We start from the raw sequence: 13,269 nt of genomic DNA, 5'->3' as shown, positions 1-13,269 counted from the left end.
ATCCTCAGGCGTTCTCGAGAACGCGCGAGTCCACCAGACCCTTGATGTAGTCGCGGATCCCTTCGTCCTGGGCGTTGGCGAAGAAGTACTCCTGGAACTTCTCGCCAGCGATGGCGGCCTTCACCAGGTCCTGGTCCAGGGCCTTCAGGGCCGACAGCATGTCCTTGCAGGTCGCGGCCTTCACGGTCTTCAGGATGCCGCGGTTCTTGGCCATGATCTCGGCGCGCTCCTTGGGGTAGCCCAGGCCGCGCTCGCCTTCGAACAGCTTGCGGTAGACGTCCTGCAGGTTCAGCTCGGCGGCCCAGCCGAAGCCCTTGGCGTAGGGCATCGAGATGGCGTTGCCGTCGTTGATCTGGCCGAACAGGAAGGCGTCGGTCGGGTCGATGACCAGGCCGCAGAACACGCCCGGCATGGAGTTGCAGGCCAGCATGGCGCCCATGCCCGTGCCGCAGCCGGTGACGACGAAGTCGGCGGCCTTCGAGTTCAGCAGGATGCCGGCCAGGATGCCGTTCATCACGTAGGTCAGCGAGGCCTTATCCTCGGCCGAGTACATGCCGTAGTTGAACACCTGGTGGCCCAGCGGCTCCGCCACGGCGGTCAGGGCCGTGTGGATGATCTCGTTCTTGGCGGCTTGGCTGTTCTCGGTGATCAGAGCGATTTTCATAGGATGTCCTCTCGGCGGGATGGCGGACGGGGGGAGCTCGCCGCCTCTACGTTCGTCGGCCCCGTGATCTCTGAACGAGGCGGGTTCGTCAACCGACTCCTGACCTTGCGTCACGTTCCAGGCGCATCCGCCGCGCCATCAATTCGACATTGTGCGCCGGGAGCTTCGCCATCCGAGCTTGCATCCGGGGTGGAGCATGAGGGGGACGAGACGGCGCACGGCGCCCGCGACGCTGGCCGTCGCCATCTCTGTCGCCCTGCATCTGGTGTTCATCGCGATCTTCGTGGCCGGCCTGGTCCAGAGGCGGCCGCCGCCATCCGCCCCAATCGTCACCGTGGAGCTGTTCCGCCTCCCGATGCCGGAGCCCGCCCGCCCCCTTCGCCGCGCAGCCGAAGCTAACACAGCCCGACAGGCCCGCGCCGCGTCCGAGCCCCCTGCCCAAGCCGCCATTCCCGAAGGCGTGCCGGCGCTCCCGCCCGCCGTCGCGGCGCCTGATTCCGGCGCCCTCGCCCGCCAAGCCCTCCGCAACCGCATGGGCTGCCTGAACCTGGCGCAGATGCCGGAGGAGGCGCGCCGCCGTTGCGAAGAACGCCTCGCCCAACTCCGCACACGCAACATTCCCGTGGACCTGTCCAAAGGCGGCCGCTTCGCCCCGCGCGATGAAATCCCCTACCTCAACCGCCGCCCCAAGAACGGCTGCAAGCCGAGAGCCGCCGGCAGCGCTACGCCAGAGGGCGACGAAGGCGCCGCCATGGGCATCGACTGCCGGTTCAGCTTCTGAACGGCCGGCTGTGGAAAATCACCGAAACAACTACGGATTTCTGACTCGGAATCCGCTGCTATTCCAAATCTCGGGAGGCCCTCAGCCCACCCACACCCCAGGCTCGGCCCGTGTCCCCCAACACGGGTCGAGCTGCCTTATCCCCTCGCCCCCTTCTGGGGGAGAGGGCAAGGGTGAGGGGGCGCTGAGGTTCAGCGGGCGAGGCTGTGCAAGCGGAACCGCTGCAAGCCCCTCACCCTACCCTCCCCCACGCGTGGGGAGAGGAGACGACTTATCCCCTTCCTCCCAACCTCCCGTAACCTCCTCCCATCTCCCCGCATGGGAGGGCGTGTGGCCACGTGCTGTCGTTGCGGGAAGAGCGGGCTCCCCCTGGAGGCCGGCCGTCGCCGGGCATGTCATACGAAGGCGTCGGTCGCAGCGTTCACGACAAGGACCCGCGCGGAGCGCCGGACGATCTTGCTGTCCACTCCAACCCAAATCGAGAGCCGTTTGTCGCTCCGCCGCCCTCCCGACCTTGCTGGATTTCCAGCGAGGGCGCTTTCGCACGCCATAACCAATCCCCGTCACCCTAGGCCTCGTGCCTAGGGCCCAGAAGCTCCGCATGGGCCGCACTGGCGCGACGGCTCCGCTTGACGAACCCAGGACCTCAGCCGTTTCTGGGTCCTCGCCACAAGGGCGAGGAAGACGGAGGTGGGGGAGCGCCTTGTCCACCACCGCACTTCCCCCAAGCTTGAACCCCCGCGCCCCAGGCGCTATCTGAGCCCCGCGCGGCCACGTCCGCGCCCCTTGAGCCGGGTTCCGGCGAGGGAGATCAAGACCGGGACGGCCCGGCGCCCTCAAAGGAGGTCGCCATGGCGTGGCTGTTTCTTGTTGTCGCTGGTCTGCTCGAGGTCGTCTGGGCCTATTCCATGAAGCTGTCCGACGGGTTCACCAAGCCCGTGCCGTCCGTGATCACGGCAGTGACCATGCTGCTGAGCTTCGGCCTGCTGTCCTGGTCCATGAAGGTCCTGCCCCTGGGCACGGCCTACACCGTGTGGACGGGCATCGGGGCGGTGGGCGCCTTCATCGTCGGCATCATGTTCCTGGGCGAGGCCGCCAGCCTGATGCGCATCGGCGCGGCGGTGTTGATCGTCGGCGGCCTGGTGCTGATGAAGCTTTCCAGCGCGCACTAGCAAGCGCCAGGCGGTCACACCGCCCGCAGGAACGTCGCCGTCATCAGGGCGCGGGGGCGGAAGCCCAGGGCCTCGTACAAAGCCACCGCGCCCGCATTGGCCGTATAGCTGTGCAGGAACGGCGTCTCGCCCCGGGCCAGGATGCGCGCGGCCACCAGCCAGGTCAGCATGGCCCCGTGCCCGTGGCCGCGATGGTCGGGATGGGTGCAGACGCCGCTGACCTCCGTATGGCCGTCCAGGCGCATGCGCTCTCCCGCCATGGCCAGCAGGCGGCCGTCCCCGTCCTTCACGCCCCAGAACTCGCCCAGGCGATGGGTCTGGGCGAAGAACGGGCCGGGCTCGGTCAGGGTGGCCAGGGCCAGCATCTGCGGCGCGTCGGCGTCGGTCAGGCGGACGGCGGGCTCGATGGGACGGGGCGGAGTGGCGCTGGTCAGGCTGGCGGCCACCATCTGCACGCACTCGCCCTGCTTCTCCACATTCAGGCCCGGCAGGGGCGGCGTGGCGGCGGCCTGCAACAGGACGCCGGCCCCCGCCTCACGGATGATGCGGCCCAGGTCGGCGTGGGAAGCCTCGCTGTCATCGCGGCAGGCGGCGAAGAGGGCCGCGTCCGAGGCGTAGCGCACCGCGCGCCCGGCGGGGATGGCGTAGGAGGCCTGCCGCCCGTTCAGGGCATGCCAGGCGGGACGGTCGAGGGGCGCTTCGCTCATGCCGTAAGCCGTAACCAGACCGACGGCGGCCCGCAAGCAAGCTTGACCACTCGCCACGTTCCTGACGCGAGGCTGGGCTTGAGTACGGCGTCACGTTGTCCGGAGCCTGGATGAACCGCCCGCCCCAGACCCCGTCTCGAGGGACCCCGCCCCGCAAGCGCCGCAAGGGCCGCGTGCCGGCGGCTGTCGTCAGCCTGGCGGGGCATGGGCTGGTGCTGACCGCCCTGTTGTGGAGCCTGCCCGATCCGCCGGACATGACCGAGCCGCCCTCGGTCCTGGTGGAGATGATCCCGCCCGCCCCGCCGCAGGCGCCCGCCGATGCGCCAGCCGGCGGCGGCTCGGCCGGCGATCCCGCCGCCGACGCGCCGGTGAAGCCCGAACCGCCGAAGCCGGAGACGCCGCCCTCTCCGCCCCTGCCCCGCCAGACCACGCGGCCCCGCCCGCCGGTTCCGCAGGTGGAGCCCCTGCCCGCCTCCGCTCCCGCGTCGCAGCCGTCCGCCATCGTGCTGGGCCCCGCGGCCCTGGCCGGGGCGAAGACGGCGGGGACCGGCGTGGGCTCGGGAACGGGGTCAGGCTCCGGCGCCGGGTCTGGTTCGGGCGACGGCTGCAACATGGTGCGCCTGCTGCAGGACGCCCTGCGCCGCAACGCCAAGGTCCGGGCCGCCGTCGCCAGCGCCCATCCAGGCGGAGGCGACGGCGACAGGGCGCTGCTGGTCTGGAACGGCGACTGGGTCCGCAACGGCGCCCAGGACGGCAAGGGCTTGGCCGGCGTGCGCCAGGCCATCGCGCTGGAGGTCGCCTTCGCCCCCGAGCCCTGCCGGCGCGAGCCGGTGCGCGGGCTGGTGCTGATCTCGCTGAACGACGCCCCGGGCTCGGTGGGGCTGGCGCTGGGCCAATCCTCCTGGCGCTGGTCGGACCTGCTGTTCGCCGAGGGCGTGCGCCGGGGCGGCTAGGCCGCGATCCGCGGGCGCTCGGCCAGAACCAGCGGCAGGGTCAGGATCACGCGGAAACGATCCTCGCGCGGCTCGATGTCCAGGCTGGCCGCCTCGCCATACTCGGCCGCCAGTCGCTCGGCCACATTGCGCAGGCCGGTGCCGGTTCCGGGTGCCTGATGGCGCTGGATGGTGTTCGTCACCTCCAGCCGCAGGGTCCCGCCGACGGCGTGCGCGGCGATGAAGATCTCCGCCCCCTCGCCGCCCAGCGTATGCTTCACCGCGTTCTCCACCAGGGGCTGAAGCAGCAGGGCGGGAACCAGCGCGTGCTCCAGCACGGGGGGCAGTTTGATCCTGACCTTCAGCTCGTCGCCAAAGCGGGTCTGCTCAATGGCCAGATAGGTGCGCTGCAGCTCGATCTCCCGGACCAGCGGGATCGCCTGGCGGGGATCAAGGGTGAGGGTGAGGCGGAAGAACGCGGCCAGGCGCAGCAGCATGGTCTCCGCCGCCTGATTGCGCCGTTCCAGCACCAGGGTCGAGGCGGCGTTGAGCGTGTTGAACAGGAAGTGCGGATTGATCTGGTAGCGCAGGGCCAGAAGCTGGGCCTCCTGCGCCATCTGCTGCGCCTCGGCCAGCTGCCGCTCGCGCGCCAGCACGTCGCGATGGAAGCAGTAGGCCACCAGCCCCGCGCCATTGAACATGAAGGGGATCACCATCGTGTAGATGCGGCCGAAGTCGTACAGCTCCGACCACGACCGCGTCGGAAAGTCGGTCATGTGCCGGAAGATCAGGCTGATCATCGGCAGATGCACGAAGCTGGCGATCACCGCCGTCACCACCGCCGCCACGATGCGGCCGGTCAGCCTGAACCGCCGGCCCGCGCCCTCGATCGCCAGATACATGCCGTAGGTCACGGCCGTCATGGTGCTGTAGGCCAGGACCTCGGCCGGCAGGTGCGAAAGCTTGGGCGGATAACCGTCCGCCGCCGAGCGGATGGTGATCAGGACATCGACCACCGCGACCATGATCAGGATCAGGACGAGGGCGCCCTTGTCGATGATCGGCCGCCTGATCTTCACTCGTGCCTCCCCCGCTTTCGGCGGCGAAAACTAAAGCAGCAACGGACCGCAACCAATCCGAGATTGCGGCCCGCCTCTAGCCTTCAGCACGATTGGTCAGGCCTGAACCACGACCTCGAAGCCGCCGAAGATCATGCGCTTCCCGTCGAAGGGCGCGTTGTCCATGCTGCCCTTCATACGCTCATCGGCCATGACCTTGGCGTTGATCTCGTCCCGCTGGGCGCGGCCGCGATAGGTGATGAACGAGAAGAACACCACCTCGTCCTCCTTGGCCTGAACGGCGCGGGGGAAAGACGTCAGCTCGCCATAGGGCACGTCGTCCGCCTGGGCTTCGACGTAGGACACCGCGCCATGCTCCATCCACACTGTGCGGCCGAGCTCGGCCATCTCCTTGTAGGCGGCCAACTTGTCCTTGGGGACCGCGAGCACGAAACCGTCGACATAAGCCATTGGGCGTCTCCTCTGGTTGTTTGCTTCCTAAGGACGTCGGCGCCGGAAGCGATCCGACACCCTCCCCCGATTTTTCATCCGCCGGGCTTCGGCCGCTTCACCACCGCCAGGCAGATCAGGACATTGCCCGCCAGGTAAAGGCCCCAGACGCCGAACCCGACCCAGGCCTGCCCCTCCAGCGGGCCGATGCGGGCGAAGATCAGCAGGTCGGAGATCACGAACAGCACCCCGCCCAGCCCGGCGCCCGCCGCACTGAACCGGCTGGCCAGTGCCGTGGCCGCCATCAGCGACAGGCCCAGGGCATAGAGCGCGATCCCCGGCGCGAAGCTGCGATCCGTCGGCAGGACCCAGGAAATCCCCACCGTCGCCGGCACGACCGCGATGGCCAGAAGCAATTGCAGGGGCGGCAGCGGCGTTTGCCGGTTCCGCAAATACAGGACCATGGCCACGACGTGCCCGGCCAGGAACGCCACCGCCCCGCGCGTCAGGCCGATCACCTCCAGCAGCACGTCGCCCAGGGCGTAGAGCGCCAGCATGGCGCAGGCCAGCCAGCCGTCACGATCCTGAGCCTTCAGCCCGGCATAGAGCGCCAGCAGCGACACCGCCGCCCCCTTCCAGACCGTGCTGGCCACGGGCGGCAGCGGCAGTTGCCAGGACGCCATGTAGCTGAGCCCCGCCACGATGGCGGCGATGAGAATGAGGTTGGGCGGCAGTCCCCCGCGCGACGTCGTCATGTTCCCCCCATGCGGCTCGGCCGCTTGTCTTGCTTGGGCGGGAGGATGCTGCGGATTTTCGCCGGGGCCAAGATGGCCTTGGGGGGGAAGCCTGGGTCGATCAACGCCCCCCCGCCCTCCCCGAGAAACCGCTCTCCCCCGCGAAGGCGGGGACCCAAGCTGACTCTGAGTTTGTGGCGCAGGCGGGAAATCACCTGCCAGCGCGGCTTGGATCCCCGCCTTCGCGGGGAGGAGCGGCATATGGTGTGGCGCTCTGCTGAACCAGCCTAAACGGTGTGCGCTATCGCGACCCGCCGCCGAAGCCAGAGCTCCGCCACGATCAGGTTGGGGACCCAGCACAGGAAGGCGATGGCCCGGTACCAGGGCACGAACGGCAGGCCCAGGATCATCACCGTCGGCAGATAGAGGCGCAGGGTGACGGCGGCCAGGGTCAGCGCCCAGGAACGGATCATCCAGCGTCGATGCTCGAGGAACCGCCCCTGCAAGGCCGCCCGCCAGCCGAGGATGTTCACGACGATCCACGCCACCCCCAGGCCTCCGAAGCCCGCCGTGGCGATCGGACCGGCGGACGATCCCAGCGCCAGGATCAGCCCGGCCGCTCCCCCGATCAGGCAGCAGACGACATAGGTCCGTCCGATCCACCGGTGCGGGCTGTTTCCGCCCCGCCGCCAGCCGGGGATGAACTGCACCACCCCCAGGGCGAGCGCCACGACCGAACCGGCCACATGGATGACCAGCCAGGGCACGCCGAACGCGTTGCCCAGCGCCTGCGCCGGCGTCTGGGGCGGATGCAGCAGATAGCGGGCTGAAAAGCCGGCCACGCCCAGACACAGGATGACGAGCAACGCCCAGCCGATCCGGGCGGGCCAGGTCGAAGGCGGGGACGCGGGTGATGCGACGGATGTGGTCAAGCGACGGTCCTTGCGGGCTGTTTCGCCGAACCTCATTGCCGCCTCGACGATGGCTCGCTAGGCCTGGCTTCGCGAATGGCGCCAGGGCTGCGCGAACGGGACGGCATGAACAGCAAGGCGAAGGAGCCAGGGGCCGTTGCGCGCCAGTGGGGCGTCGACCTGGGCATGCTGATCACCATCGGCCTGCTGATGGGATTCCTTGGGCCGTTTGGTTCGAACCGCGTGCCTGCCGTGGAGCGCTACATCTACTGGATGATCTGCATCGTCGGCGGGGGCGTGATCGCCGTCCTCGGTGATCAGGCGTTGGGCCGACATCTGGTCGTGACATGGCGACGGGTGATCATCGTGTCGGCGCTCATGACGCCGCCGGTGGCGCTGCTGGTTCTTTGCACCGAGCACGTCCTCATCGGCGGCCGCCTGGATCTGCCGGGCTTCCTTCGGCTGCTCTGGAGGGTGTCGCCGATCGTGCTGGCGGTGATGACCGTCCGGGCGCTGGTTTGGCGACGGCGGCCGGCGCTGGTCGAGACCCGAACCGTCATCGCCCCTCCCCTGCCCGAGGCCGAAGCGACTTTCCGCCGGCGGCTGTCGGCCAAACGCCGCGCGGCGCGCCTGATCGCGGTGGAGGCGCATGACCACTACCTCAAGGTCCATACCGACGCCGGCGCGGAGCTGATCACCCTGCGTTTCTCGGACGCCCTGGACGAACTGGCGTCCGCCCACGGCTGGCGCACCCATCGATCCTGGTGGGTGGCGGCCGATGCGGTTGAAGGGGTGCGCTGGCGGCGGGGCGTCGGCGAAATGCGCCTGGCCGACGGGCTCACCGCACCGGTCAGCCGAACCTATGGCCAGGTACTCAAGGACGCGGGCTGGTTCTAGCCTTCCGCTTGGAAGCGCGCCGTTTCGCCTGAACCCGAAAGGCTCTAGAACGCCGCCATGGCTTGGACCCGACGCTATGAAGACGCCGAACCCCAGCGGGTGAACCGTTGGCTCGCCCAGAGCGGCGTGTGCTCCCGCCGCGAAGCGGAGGGCCTGATCGCCGACGGGCTGGTCTCCATCGACGGCGAGACGGTCAACGACGCGGGCCGTAAGATTCTGCCGGGCCAGACCCTGGTGCTGGCCGACCGCGCCACCGCCAAGTTGGAGAGCGCCCTTACCGTCATGTTGCACAAGCCGGTGGGCGTCGTCTCCGGCACGCCCGAAGGCGAGCAGATCCCGGCGGTGCGCCTGCTGACCAAGGCCGCGCTGCAGGGCGCGAGCCCGTCGATCCCGGGCTTCAAGAACAAGTTCGCCCCGGTCGGGCGGCTGGACCAAGACTCCCGCGGCCTGCTGATTCTGTCCGAGGACGGCGTGGTGGCCAAGGCCGTGATCGGCCCCGCCTCCGACCTGGAGAAGGAATACATTGTCCGGGTGGCCGGCAAGATCGACGCCCGCAAACTGGCCATGCTGCGCTGGGGGCTGGAGCTGGACGGCCGCAAGCTGAAGCACGCCAAGGTCGAGGAGATCGGGGCTCAGACCCTGCGCTTCATCCTCAAGGAAGGGCGCAATCGCCAGATCCGCCGGATGTGCGATCTGGTGGAGTTGCGCGTGGTGGACCTGCTGCGCGTGCGGGTCGGCGACCTGGCCCTGGGCGATCTGCCGGAAGGCAAGTGGCGCGTGCTGACCGCCGAGGAGCGCGCCAGCCTTATCAAGGGCGGCGCGGGCGCATAGAAAAAGGGCGCGGATCGCGCTCCGCGCCCCGTATTCTACGGCTAGATCAAATGCCCGGGCCGCAGCCCTGACCGCCGGTGCGGCAACCGCCCAGTTCGATCATGCGGCGCTGAATCTCCTTGGTCTCGCGTTCTTCCTCGGCCATGTCCTCGCGGGTCTTGCAGACGCGCTTGCCCATGCGGGAGCCGACCTGTTCGACCTTCTTGCAGACGATCTCCTGGCCCGACATGTCCGACAGCAGAATCTTCGGCGGGACGCCGGAAGGCGGCGAGAAGTGCTCGCCCACAGCGGCGCATTCGTTGAGGTACATGTTGGCCGGCGTGCGTCCGCCCGTGACGCCGCCGCGATCCGCGACGGCTTCTTCGAACGTCGTGCGGCCGAGAGCGACATAGGACGCCAGGTCATCGCGCGCCTGCGCCGCCTTCACGCCGCGGTCGATCATGTAGCGCTTCACCGACTCCGTATGGAAATACTTGGCGGCGGCGGCGCTTCGCTCGGTCGAGCGGGAGCGGCTGGTCTCAAGGGCGGTCAGCCCTTCCATCAGACCGGCGCAGCGCGCCTGGATCTGCCACAGGGCGAAGCCGTCGTAAGGCGCCAGCGCCTCAGGCCCCTTCAGGTGCTTGTAGACGAGATCATTCGCCGAAGCCTGACTGGCGACGGCGAGTACAGAGACTGCGGCGATAGCGGCGAGCGCGCGCATGGCAGGTACCCCCAAAATAAAACCGAGGCCTGGGGCCTCATCCGTTGAACGAAGAACACATGCCCTCGGCGGCGAGCCCCATCCCGCGCTCCCGACCTGCAACCTCCATCCGGCGGCCATTCCATAACCTTGGTTATCGACTGACAAGAGGCCAACCAAGCGTTGCAGAGATTTATCGATGAACGGCTGAAGCGGACTATTTCGGAGCAGGCCTTGCGTATTGGCCAAGCTTTTGACGACATCGTCGTCGATTGGGTAAAGCTTCACCATAGCCATAGTGGAGCTCACCCATGCGCAATATCCTCGTCCCCGCCGCCCTGCTCGCCGTCCTGCTGGCGACCACCGCCTGCAACACGATCTCGGGCGTGGGCCGCGATGTCACCGCCGCCGGCCGCGCGGTGACCGGCACGGCCGAGGACGCCAAGCGCTAGTGGTCGGAAAGCGGCGGCGCTTCGGAGGAATACTCCAGGCCGAACGATCGGTCGTAAGCGCCGCCATACGGCCCCGCCAGGGGCCCAACGAACGGGCCGCCAAACTGGCCCGCAAAGCCCGGGCGGTATCCGTAGCCGGGCCAGGCGCGATAGAGATTGCGTCCCTCGCCGCCCGACAGGGTGAGCGTTCCGGTCTCGCCCACAGGCATGGAGACCGTGCCCCAGGCGCCGCGGGCGCCGCCCGTTCCGATCATCGCCGACACCTCCCCATGGACCTGACGGTCCATCTGGGTGCGGGCCGAGGGTGTCAGGTAGCGGGACAAGTCCCGACGCAGCATCTCGTCAGGGGAGCCGTCATCGGCGGCCTCGGGCGATGAGGCCAGATAGCCGGCGATCTGCTCCGACGTGGTCATGGGCTTGAACACCGGCTCCGCCGCCGGGGCGGCGGCAGGCGCGGACGCCGGCAGCTCGGCCGGGCGCGTGGTGATCGGCGCCTCATTGGCCATGGCGGGCACCGCGGCGGCGAGCGCCAGGAGGACGGCGGCTCCGGTCAGGCGTTTCATACGGCGTCCTCCAAGCGATGCTTAACCTAAGCTAGTGCGTCGCCGCGGCGGGAAAAGGGCGTGATTGTTTCAGGCGTCGCTTTGCCGCGAGGCCTCTTCAGCCACTTCCGCCTTCTCATCCTTGTCGATGTGGCGCGGCTCGGCTTGGCGAGCGACCTTTTCAGCCAGGGAGGTCGCGCCGGCGTCATCGGCCGCGATCTCATCTTCGGCCTCGCCATTCGGGGCGGTCGCCCGGCGCAGGGCGTCCTTCAGGTCATCGTCACTGTTCTGGGGCGTCAGGGCCTGGGTCATGGGGCGTCTCCTTTATCCCAAGGAAAACAACGCGCGAGCCGGGCCAGTTCCTCCAAGGCGCGGCTTGCGACCTTAGGCCCCCTTCCCCCGCCTCAGCTTTTGCGTGCATATCGCCGCCGATGAGCGAGACGGACCAGCCCGAAAGCGCCTATCCCGGCCTGATGACCGCCATCCGGCGGGGGCTGGCGCACAAGTGCCCGGCCTGCGGGAACGGGCGGCTTTACCGCCGCTACCTGAAGGTCGATCACGACTGCGAGGCCTGCGGCCACGAGCTCGCGCGCTATCCGGCCGATGACGGCCCGGCCTATGTGACCATCCTGCTGGTCGGCCACCTGATCGTCGCCCCGCTGCTGTTCTTCCCCTTTGTCTGGGAATGGCCGGTGGCGATCACCCTGCCGCTGACGCTCATCCCGCTGTGCGCCCTGACCCTGCTGCTGCTGCCCCGGATCAAGGGCGCCTTCATCGGCCTGCTCTGGCACGTGGGGCTGCGCCGGCACGAGGACGCGCCGAGCTAGGTTCCGGAACCGGATACGACCAACGCGGGTTGTCCAGCCGAAGCGGCGCCTTTGCGGCGGCGCAGGGAGGAACAATATGCTTGGCACCATTCTGATCATCATCCTGATCCTGGCCCTCATCGGCGCGCTGCCGTCCTGGGGCTATTCGCGCTCGTGGGGCTATTTCCCGTCGGGCGGTCTCGGCCTGGTGCTGGTGATCATCATCATCCTGGTGCTGATCGGCAGGATCTAGGGTTTCACCCCCGCCGCTTCTTCGCCTAGGCTCCGGCCAGGTGGGAAACGGCGGGGGGGAATCTCATGTCTGAAACGGGCGTCGTCGACGGCGGTGAATCCCAGGCGCCCGCGCCCAAGTCGCTGAGCCCGCAGGCACGCCTGAAGGCGATCCTCGGCGGTTCAGCCGGCAATCTGGTCGAGTGGTACGACTGGTTCGCCTACTCGTCCTTTTCCCTCTATTTCGCGCCCGTCTTCTTCCCCAAGGGCGACCAGACCGCGCAGTTGCTGCAGGCGGCGGCGATCTTCGCCGTGGGCTTCCTGGCCCGGCCGCTGGGCGCGTGGATGATGGGGATCTACGCCGACCGCGCGGGGCGCCGGGCCGCCCTGTCGGTGTCGGTGGCCATGATGTGCGCGGGAGCCCTGGTCATCGCGATCACCCCCGGCTTCGCCAGCATCGGCGCGGCGGCGCCGGTGATCCTGCTGCTCGCCCGCATCCTGCAGGGCCTGTCGGTGGGCGGGGAGTATGGCGCCAGCGCCACCTACATGTCCGAGATGGCGGGCAAGGCCCGGCGCGGCTTCTGGTCCAGCTTCCAGTACGTGACCCTGATCGCGGGGTAGCTGATCGCCCTGGGCGTGCTGATCACCCTGCAACGGCTGATGCCGGCGGACGCCCTGGCCGACTGGGGCTGGCGCATCCCGTTCTTCATCGGCGCGGCCCTGGCGGTGATCGTGTTCTGGATCCGGCGCGGGCTGGAGGAAAGCGCGGCCTTCACCAACGCCGCCGCCGACCCGGTGGAGAAGCGCGGCAAGACCATGATGCTGTTCATGCAGCACCCGCGCGAGACCCTGATGATCCTGGGCCTGACGGCGGGCGGCTCGCTCGGCTTCTACGCCTTCACCACCTACATGCAGAAGTTCCTGGTCAACACGTCCGGCTTCTCGAAGACCGAGGCGACGGAGATCAGCGCCGGGGCCCTGTTCTGCTTCATGGTCGCCCAGCCGCTGGTGGGCTGGCTGTCGGACAAGGTGGGGCGCAAGACCATGCTGGTCGGGGCGTTCGGCCTGGGGGCCCTGCTGACCTGGCCGATCATGACGGCCATCGCCGCCACGGACAGCGTCTGGGCCGCCTTCGGCCTGATGCTGTCGGCGCTGCTGATCCTGTCCGGCTACACGGCGATCAGCGCCGTCATCAAGGCGGAGCTGTTCCCGGTGCATGTTCGGGCGCTGGGCGTCGCCCTGCCCTACGCCCTGGCCAATGCGGTGTTCGGGGGGACGGCGGAGTCCGTGGCCCTGCTGTTCAAGCAGCAGGGGGTGGAGACCGGCTTCTACCTGTATGTGGCGGCGATCATGGGGGTGGCGCTGATCGTGTCGCTGATCCTCAAGGACACGGCCAAGCACAGCCGAATCGTGGAGGATTGA

Annotated in this window: 17 protein-coding genes and 1 pseudogene; 9 read left to right on the top strand and 9 right to left on the bottom strand. The window is 68.7% G+C overall.

Annotated elements, in window-relative coordinates:
• Window positions 1–4: 4 nt before the first annotated feature.
• On the bottom strand, window positions 5–664 hold the full coding sequence (locus P7B02_RS18535) for an RpiB/LacA/LacB family sugar-phosphate isomerase (protein ID WP_277787845.1): 660 nt from the start codon (window positions 662–664) through the stop codon (window positions 5–7).
• A 196-nt stretch (window positions 665–860) separates the two neighbouring features.
• On the opposite strand from P7B02_RS18535, the gene P7B02_RS18530 reads away from it, so the two are divergent.
• Both P7B02_RS18530 and sugE read left to right on the top strand, forming a co-directional pair.
• Entirely contained in the window at window positions 861–1,445 is a 585-nt protein-coding gene (locus P7B02_RS18530; protein ID WP_277787844.1) for a hypothetical protein, read from the top strand.
• An 851-nt stretch (window positions 1,446–2,296) separates the two neighbouring features.
• Window positions 2,297–2,617, top strand: a complete 321-nt coding sequence (gene sugE / locus P7B02_RS18525) for a quaternary ammonium compound efflux SMR transporter SugE (RefSeq protein ID WP_277787843.1) — start codon at window positions 2,297–2,299, stop codon at window positions 2,615–2,617.
• Between the two features lie 14 nt (window positions 2,618–2,631).
• On the opposite strand, the gene P7B02_RS18520 is transcribed toward sugE, so the two are convergent.
• On the bottom strand, window positions 2,632–3,324 hold the full coding sequence (locus tag P7B02_RS18520) for a GNAT family N-acetyltransferase (RefSeq protein WP_277787842.1): 693 nt from the start codon (window positions 3,322–3,324) through the stop codon (window positions 2,632–2,634).
• A 110-nt stretch (window positions 3,325–3,434) separates the two neighbouring features.
• On the opposite strand from P7B02_RS18520, the gene P7B02_RS18515 reads away from it, so the two are divergent.
• On the top strand, window positions 3,435–4,277 hold the full coding sequence (locus P7B02_RS18515) for a hypothetical protein (RefSeq protein ID WP_277787841.1): 843 nt from the start codon (window positions 3,435–3,437) through the stop codon (window positions 4,275–4,277).
• Here P7B02_RS18515 and P7B02_RS18510 read toward each other — a convergent pair.
• From P7B02_RS18510 to P7B02_RS18495, 4 genes are all read right to left on the bottom strand, one after another.
• A complete protein-coding gene (locus tag P7B02_RS18510; RefSeq protein WP_277787840.1) occupies window positions 4,274–5,335 on the bottom strand; it encodes a sensor histidine kinase in 1,062 nt (353 codons plus the stop codon). The genes P7B02_RS18515 and P7B02_RS18510 overlap by 4 nt on opposite strands.
• 96 nt (window positions 5,336–5,431) lie before the next feature.
• Window positions 5,432–5,785, bottom strand: a complete 354-nt coding sequence (locus tag P7B02_RS18505; RefSeq protein ID WP_277787839.1) for a DUF1428 domain-containing protein — start codon at window positions 5,783–5,785, stop codon at window positions 5,432–5,434.
• A gap of 74 nt (window positions 5,786–5,859) precedes the next feature.
• Window positions 5,860–6,519 (bottom strand): lysoplasmalogenase family protein, encoded by a 660-nt coding sequence (locus P7B02_RS18500; RefSeq protein WP_277787838.1) that lies wholly within the window; start codon window positions 6,517–6,519, stop codon window positions 5,860–5,862.
• A gap of 266 nt (window positions 6,520–6,785) precedes the next feature.
• A complete protein-coding gene (locus P7B02_RS18495) occupies window positions 6,786–7,430 on the bottom strand; it encodes a DUF2306 domain-containing protein (RefSeq protein ID WP_277787837.1) in 645 nt (214 codons plus the stop codon).
• Window positions 7,431–7,535: 105 nt separating this feature from the next.
• Between P7B02_RS18495 and P7B02_RS18490 the strand changes: the two genes are divergently transcribed.
• Window positions 7,536–8,306 (top strand): LytTR family DNA-binding domain-containing protein, encoded by a 771-nt coding sequence (locus P7B02_RS18490; RefSeq protein WP_277787836.1) that lies wholly within the window; start codon window positions 7,536–7,538, stop codon window positions 8,304–8,306.
• A gap of 57 nt (window positions 8,307–8,363) precedes the next feature.
• A complete protein-coding gene (locus tag P7B02_RS18485) occupies window positions 8,364–9,137 on the top strand; it encodes a pseudouridine synthase (protein WP_277787835.1) in 774 nt (257 codons plus the stop codon).
• A 46-nt stretch (window positions 9,138–9,183) separates the two neighbouring features.
• On the opposite strand, the gene P7B02_RS18480 is transcribed toward P7B02_RS18485, so the two are convergent.
• On the bottom strand, window positions 9,184–9,837 hold the full coding sequence (locus P7B02_RS18480; RefSeq protein WP_277787834.1) for a hypothetical protein: 654 nt from the start codon (window positions 9,835–9,837) through the stop codon (window positions 9,184–9,186).
• A 290-nt stretch (window positions 9,838–10,127) separates the two neighbouring features.
• Between P7B02_RS18480 and P7B02_RS18475 the strand changes: the two genes are divergently transcribed.
• Window positions 10,128–10,268, top strand: coding sequence for an entericidin EcnA/B family protein (locus P7B02_RS18475; RefSeq protein ID WP_277787833.1), 141 nt, complete (start codon window positions 10,128–10,130; stop codon window positions 10,266–10,268).
• Here the strand turns inward: P7B02_RS18475 and P7B02_RS18470 are convergent.
• Complete coding sequence (locus tag P7B02_RS18470) at window positions 10,265–10,831, bottom strand: hypothetical protein (RefSeq protein ID WP_277787832.1); 567 nt, start codon at window positions 10,829–10,831, stop codon at window positions 10,265–10,267. The two genes, P7B02_RS18475 and P7B02_RS18470, sit on opposite strands and share 4 nt — an antisense overlap.
• A 69-nt stretch (window positions 10,832–10,900) precedes the next feature.
• Window positions 10,901–11,122 carry a hypothetical protein gene (locus tag P7B02_RS18465; protein WP_277787831.1) on the bottom strand — a complete coding sequence of 74 codons (222 nt, stop codon included), beginning with the start codon at window positions 11,120–11,122 and terminating at the stop codon, window positions 10,901–10,903.
• Window positions 11,123–11,241: 119 nt separating this feature from the next.
• Here P7B02_RS18465 and P7B02_RS18460 point away from each other — a divergent pair, with 119 nt between their 5' ends.
• The 3 genes and pseudogenes from P7B02_RS18460 (at window position 11,242) to P7B02_RS18450 (ending at window position 13,269) form a co-directional block, all read left to right on the top strand.
• Window positions 11,242–11,637 carry a DUF983 domain-containing protein gene (locus P7B02_RS18460; protein WP_277787830.1) on the top strand — a complete coding sequence of 132 codons (396 nt, stop codon included), beginning with the start codon at window positions 11,242–11,244 and terminating at the stop codon, window positions 11,635–11,637.
• Between the two features lie 76 nt (window positions 11,638–11,713).
• Window positions 11,714–11,869 carry a DUF3309 family protein gene (locus P7B02_RS18455; protein ID WP_277787829.1) on the top strand — a complete coding sequence of 52 codons (156 nt, stop codon included), beginning with the start codon at window positions 11,714–11,716 and terminating at the stop codon, window positions 11,867–11,869.
• Between the two features lie 65 nt (window positions 11,870–11,934).
• Window positions 11,935–13,269: pseudogene (locus P7B02_RS18450) on the top strand (MFS transporter).

Source organism: Caulobacter segnis, from assembly GCF_029543125.1.
GTDB classification, from domain to species: Bacteria; Pseudomonadota; Alphaproteobacteria; order Caulobacterales; family Caulobacteraceae; genus Caulobacter; species Caulobacter segnis_D.
Note: the sequence above shows the minus strand (reverse complement) of the source record. Positions and strands in the feature narration are given on the sequence as shown.

Excerpts from the sequence above, each read along its gene's own strand:
- P7B02_RS18520 (WP_277787842.1), bottom strand. The coding sequence starts at position 3,324 with ATGAGCGAAGCGCCCCTCGACCGTCCCGCCTGGCATGCCCTGAACGGG.
- P7B02_RS18480 (WP_277787834.1), bottom strand. The coding sequence starts at position 9,837 with ATGCGCGCGCTCGCCGCTATCGCCGCAGTCTCTGTACTCGCCGTCGCC.
- P7B02_RS18470 (WP_277787832.1), bottom strand. The coding sequence starts at position 10,831 with ATGAAACGCCTGACCGGAGCCGCCGTCCTCCTGGCGCTCGCCGCCGCG.
- sugE (WP_277787843.1), top strand. The coding sequence starts at position 2,297 with ATGGCGTGGCTGTTTCTTGTTGTCGCTGGTCTGCTCGAGGTCGTCTGG.
- P7B02_RS18485 (WP_277787835.1), top strand. The coding sequence starts at position 8,364 with ATGGCTTGGACCCGACGCTATGAAGACGCCGAACCCCAGCGGGTGAAC.
- P7B02_RS18500 (WP_277787838.1), bottom strand. The coding sequence starts at position 6,519 with ATGACGACGTCGCGCGGGGGACTGCCGCCCAACCTCATTCTCATCGCC.
- P7B02_RS18475 (WP_277787833.1), top strand. The coding sequence starts at position 10,128 with ATGCGCAATATCCTCGTCCCCGCCGCCCTGCTCGCCGTCCTGCTGGCG.
- P7B02_RS18460 (WP_277787830.1), top strand. The coding sequence starts at position 11,242 with ATGAGCGAGACGGACCAGCCCGAAAGCGCCTATCCCGGCCTGATGACC.
- P7B02_RS18490 (WP_277787836.1), top strand. The coding sequence starts at position 7,536 with ATGAACAGCAAGGCGAAGGAGCCAGGGGCCGTTGCGCGCCAGTGGGGC.
- P7B02_RS18505 (WP_277787839.1), bottom strand. The coding sequence starts at position 5,785 with ATGGCTTATGTCGACGGTTTCGTGCTCGCGGTCCCCAAGGACAAGTTG.
- P7B02_RS18455 (WP_277787829.1), top strand. The coding sequence starts at position 11,714 with ATGCTTGGCACCATTCTGATCATCATCCTGATCCTGGCCCTCATCGGC.
- P7B02_RS18515 (WP_277787841.1), top strand. The coding sequence starts at position 3,435 with ATGAACCGCCCGCCCCAGACCCCGTCTCGAGGGACCCCGCCCCGCAAG.
- P7B02_RS18535 (WP_277787845.1), bottom strand. The coding sequence starts at position 664 with ATGAAAATCGCTCTGATCACCGAGAACAGCCAAGCCGCCAAGAACGAG.
- P7B02_RS18530 (WP_277787844.1), top strand. The coding sequence starts at position 861 with ATGAGGGGGACGAGACGGCGCACGGCGCCCGCGACGCTGGCCGTCGCC.
- P7B02_RS18465 (WP_277787831.1), bottom strand. The coding sequence starts at position 11,122 with ATGACCCAGGCCCTGACGCCCCAGAACAGTGACGATGACCTGAAGGAC.